Genomic DNA, 441 nt, shown 5'->3' with positions numbered 1-441 from the left:
GGCGTCGACCTGCTTGACGATCTCATGGGCTGCCGAGACGCTGGATTCGAGCGCGCGGATGAAGTTGCCCTGGCCGCCGCCGCTCATCTGGTCGCGCAGCCGCATGATCTCCTGCGTGTCGTGGCCGAAGCTTGCGATCGTCTTGACGACGTTCTGGGAATCGCGGTGAAAATCGCGGCACATCTCGTTCATCTGCGCAGCCGTCAGGTGCTGGATGACATTCTGCAGGCGCGCGCGGGCGTCGGCATCAAGGCCGCGGCCGTCCTCGCTGTCGAGGAATTCGTCGAGGAGCGTAAACGTGCTCTGCACGTGCTCGATGCGCTGGCGGGTGATGTCGCCGATCTGCAGCGCCGACAGGGTCGAGGCGACCTTGCTCTGCACGCCTCTGGCTACCGCGCCGACGTCGCGGGCAATGGCGGCGAGGTTCTGGCGGTGCTCGGC

1 pseudogene is annotated in these 441 nt (G+C 66.2%); it reads right to left on the bottom strand.

The features are described from left to right. Nucleotides 1-441 (bottom strand): annotated as a pseudogene (locus B3605_RS12335) (chemotaxis protein); the annotation flags it as partial.

It is taken from the genome of Rhizobium sp. UBA1881 (genome assembly GCF_002338015.1).
Taxonomy (GTDB): Bacteria; Pseudomonadota; Alphaproteobacteria; order Rhizobiales; family Rhizobiaceae; genus Rhizobium.
Note: the sequence above shows the minus strand (reverse complement) of the source record. Positions and strands in the feature narration are given on the sequence as shown.